3 protein-coding genes, 1 tRNA gene and 1 pseudogene are annotated in these 3,468 nt (G+C 59.9%); 1 reads left to right on the forward strand and 4 read right to left on the reverse strand.

Annotated features, from left to right (window positions below):
* The first annotated feature begins 155 nt into the window (after positions 1-155).
* Positions 156-1,703, forward strand: coding sequence for a malonyl-CoA synthase (locus Q0341_RS14915; protein WP_299514946.1), 1,548 nt, complete (start codon positions 156-158; stop codon positions 1,701-1,703).
* Between the two features lie 57 nt (positions 1,704-1,760).
* On the opposite strand, the gene Q0341_RS14920 is transcribed toward Q0341_RS14915, so the two are convergent.
* The 4 genes and pseudogenes from Q0341_RS14920 to Q0341_RS14935 all read right to left on the reverse strand — a co-directional run.
* Positions 1,761-1,848: transfer RNA gene (locus Q0341_RS14920), tRNA-Ser, on the reverse strand.
* Between the two features lie 61 nt (positions 1,849-1,909).
* Complete coding sequence (gene ureG / locus Q0341_RS14925) at positions 1,910-2,578, reverse strand: urease accessory protein UreG (RefSeq protein ID WP_299514949.1); 669 nt, start codon at positions 2,576-2,578, stop codon at positions 1,910-1,912.
* Complete coding sequence (locus tag Q0341_RS14930) at positions 2,575-3,264, reverse strand: urease accessory UreF family protein (protein WP_299514952.1); 690 nt, start codon at positions 3,262-3,264, stop codon at positions 2,575-2,577. Before Q0341_RS14930 ends, ureG begins: the two co-directional genes overlap by 4 nt.
* A pseudogene (locus Q0341_RS14935) lies at positions 3,254-3,468 on the reverse strand (urease accessory protein UreE); the annotation flags it as partial. The pseudogene Q0341_RS14935 and the gene Q0341_RS14930, both read right to left, overlap by 11 nt.

A 3,468-nucleotide genomic window follows, 5' to 3' on the forward strand; every position in this document is an offset into this window, starting at 1 on the left:
AAGGGCTGCAGCAGTCAGCCTCTCTCATGGTCAATTATTTGTATGATTTGGGCTACGTCGAAGCCCGTCACCAGGCCTTTGTGAACGAGGAAGTCGTGTACGCCAACCCATTGAAAAAATGGGTCAAAGCCTGAGTTTCTTTTGAGCGTTATCCCATGACTACCCACCCTAATTTTTTCGTCGCACTTCAAAACGCGTTTCCAGCCAACAAGCAAGCCACGGCCGTCTGGGCCGAAGAGGGGCTCACCTACAGCTGGCAAGACTTGGAAGACCAAACCGCCAGGTTGGCCAACTTGATTGACTCGCTCCAGTTGCCCCCCAGCAGCCGGATCGCGGTGCAAGTGGACAAGTCGGTGGAGATGCTGATGCTCTACCTGGCCACTTTGCGTGCCGGGCATGTGTTTCTGCCCTTGAACACCGCTTACCAAAGCAGCGAGGTGGATTACTTCTTGGGCAACGCCACGCCCGCGGTGGTGGTGTGCAGTCCGGCCAACTTGGCCTGGGTGACGCCCATTGCGGCCCAAAACAAAGTGGCCCACGTCTTCACTCTCGATGACAAACGCCAGGGCAGTTTGCTCGAAAGTGCGGCGTCCATGGCCAGCCAACATACCCCTGCCCGGGTCGCACCCGACGCGTTGGCCGTCATCATCTACACCAGCGGCACGACAGGGCGCAGCAAGGGGGCCATGCTGTCCCACAGCAACATCGCCAGCAATGCCCAAACGCTCAAGACATATTGGAACTGGCAGGCCGATGATGTGTTGATCCACGCGCTGCCGATTTTCCATGTGCATGGCTTGTTTGTCGCCATCCATGGGGCCTTGATCAACGGCAGCCCCATGATCTGGATGAACAAGTTCGACCCCAAGCGCAGCATTGAACACATGTCGCAGGGCACGGTGTTCATGGGCGTGCCCACGCTTTACACCCGCATGTTGGCCGAGCCCTGCCTGAACAAGGCGGCCACCGCCCACATGCGGCTGTTTGTGTCAGGCTCAGCCCCCATGTTGGCTGAAACCCACGCCGCTTGGCAAGCGGCCACGGGTCACGCCATTTTGGAACGCTACGGCATGAGTGAAACCGTGATGCTGACCTCCAACCCCTGCTTGCCGGATGCCCGTTTTAATGGCCAGTCCGAGCGGCGCGGCGGCACGGTCGGTTTCCCTTTGCCCGGCGTGACGCTGCGTGTGGTCGACGAAGCGAACCAGCCCCTGCCTGCGGGCGAAATCGGTGGGATACAAGTCAAAGGCCCCAATGTTTTTTTGGGCTATTGGCAAATGCCAGAAAAAACAGCGGAAGAGTTCACCGCAGACGGCTTCTTCAAAACCGGTGACGTGGGGCAGCAAGCCGCCGACGGTTATGTGACCATTGTGGGCCGAAGCAAGGACTTGATCATCAGCGGGGGCTACAACGTCTACCCCGCAGAGATCGAATCGTTCATCAACAACCTGGACGGCGTGGCCGAGAGCGCGGTGGTCGGCGTGCCCCATCCTGACTTTGGCGAGGTGGGTGTGGCGGTGGTGGTGGCCAAGCCGGGCGCCAGTGTCTCGCCGGAATCGGTGGTTCAGGCCATCAAGTCACAAATGGCCAACTTCAAAGTGCCCAAGCACTGCGTGCTGATCGACACTTTGCCCCGCAACATCATGGGCAAGGTACAGAAAAACGTTTTGCGCGATGCACACATCCACCGGTTTCAGAAGTAAAAACCAGCGGCCATCCATGCAAAACGCCCCGAGAGGGGCGTTTTGCATTGGGGGTTCTGGCGGAAGCGGTGAGATTCGAACTCACGGACCTTTTCAAGTCGCCGGTTTTCAAGACCGGTGCAATCGACCACTCTGCCACGCTTCCTTGGGGTGAGATTGTAGCGATTAAAAAACCGGATGCAGGGGCTGCAGTGCGGCCAACCAAGTCAATGTGGGCTGAGCATGCCTCTTTTTTCAATAAACGCCACCACCTCGGCCAAGCCATCCAGCGTTTTCAGGTTGGTCATGACCCAGGGGCGGGTTTCGCGGTTGGGGCGCATGCGCTGGGTGTCGTCGCGCATGACTTGAAGGTCTGCGCCCACATGCGGGGCCAAGTCGGTCTTGTTGATGACGAATAGATCGCTCTTGGTGATGCCGGGGCCGCCCTTTCGGGGAATCTTTTCGCCTGCGGCCACATCGATCACGTAGATCGTGAGGTCACTCAGTTCGGGGCTGAAGGTGGCGGCCAGGTTATCGCCGCCGCTCTCGATGAAGACCACGTCGGCGTTGGGGAACTTCTCCAGCATGCGGTCAATCGCTTCAAGGTTGATCGACGCGTCTTCGCGGATCGCGGTGTGTGGGCAGCCACCGGTTTCGACGCCCATGATGCGCTCTGCTGCAAGCGCGCCGCTCACCGTCAGCAATCGCTGGTCTTCCTTGGTGTAGATGTCGTTGGTGATGGCGATCAGGTCCCAGCGCTCGCGCATGTTTTTGCACAGCATCTCCAGCAGCGTGGTTTTGCCGGAGCCTACGGGCCCGCCAATGCCCACGCGCAGGGGCGGCAGTTTTTTCGTGCGGTGGGGGATGTGGTGCAAGGCAGAAGATGTGCTGTTCATGATCGGAAGATGCGGGAGTATTGGGTTTCGTGGCGAGACGACAAGATGGCCAGCATGAGGCTGAAGGCTTGGCGTTCGTTGTCATTCAGATGCATGGCGGTGTGCACCGCCACAGGAATTTCTCGGGCCAGACGCGCCAGCATGCGCTGCCCGGCGCTTTGCCCCAGGGGCACGGCCTTGAGTGCGGCTTGGGTCATGTTTTCGGCCCAGCCAAAGGCGCAAGCTTGCAGGGCTTGGTCAAGAGGCGCTTGCGTTAAGGACAAAGCCAGCGCCATGGCCAGTGGGTAGGTGGGGGGTAATTGGGCGCAGCATTGCAGTTGTGCCGCGCTGGCTTGTTGCAGGTTGCGCAGCCAGTCGAGCAGTGAGCGTCCCATTTGTTCGGCTTGCAAGCGCATTTCAGCCGTTTCGCGGGTGGCCAAGACCCAGTCGTTCAAGGCTTGTAGACGCGCTGTGTCCAGGTTTTGCCAAGCGGGGATGGCTTGGGCCAGCACGGCCATGTCGCCACGCGACTGGGTCAGGTGCAGCTGGTCTACGACCCAGTCGGTGGCGCTTTGTTCGTTGTGCACCAGGCCTTGCTCGATGGCGGCTTCGAGGCCTTCCGAATACGAGAAGCCGCCAATCGGCAACGCAGGTGATGCGAGCCAGATCAGTTGCAGCAGGCCCGACGGTGCGGTCTCAGTGCTCATGACCGTAGCCGGGGCCGTGCACATGTGGTTGGGCAGGGGCCGCACGGACCGGGATGGCGATGCGTTTGCCTGCTGGCGGCGTTGCTGCTGGTGCCGCATGTTCGTGCTGGCAATCAGGACCGTGCACATGGGGCTCGGCGTGGGCTGCGTGCGAATGATCCGCATGGCCATGTTCGTGGCTGTGACCATGCCCATGCCCTTGTG

The sequence above is a fragment of the uncultured Limnohabitans sp. genome, assembly GCF_937889215.1.
GTDB lineage: Bacteria > Pseudomonadota > Gammaproteobacteria > Burkholderiales > Burkholderiaceae_C > Limnohabitans_A.

Bases quoted from the DNA above. Each gene is read 5' to 3' on its own strand.
- Q0341_RS14915 (WP_299514946.1), top strand. From the start codon at position 156: ATGACTACCCACCCTAATTTTTTCGTCGCACTTCAAAACGCGTTTCCA.
- ureG (WP_299514949.1), bottom strand. From the start codon at position 2,578: ATGAACAGCACATCTTCTGCCTTGCACCACATCCCCCACCGCACGAAA.
- Q0341_RS14930 (WP_299514952.1), bottom strand. From the start codon at position 3,264: ATGAGCACTGAGACCGCACCGTCGGGCCTGCTGCAACTGATCTGGCTC.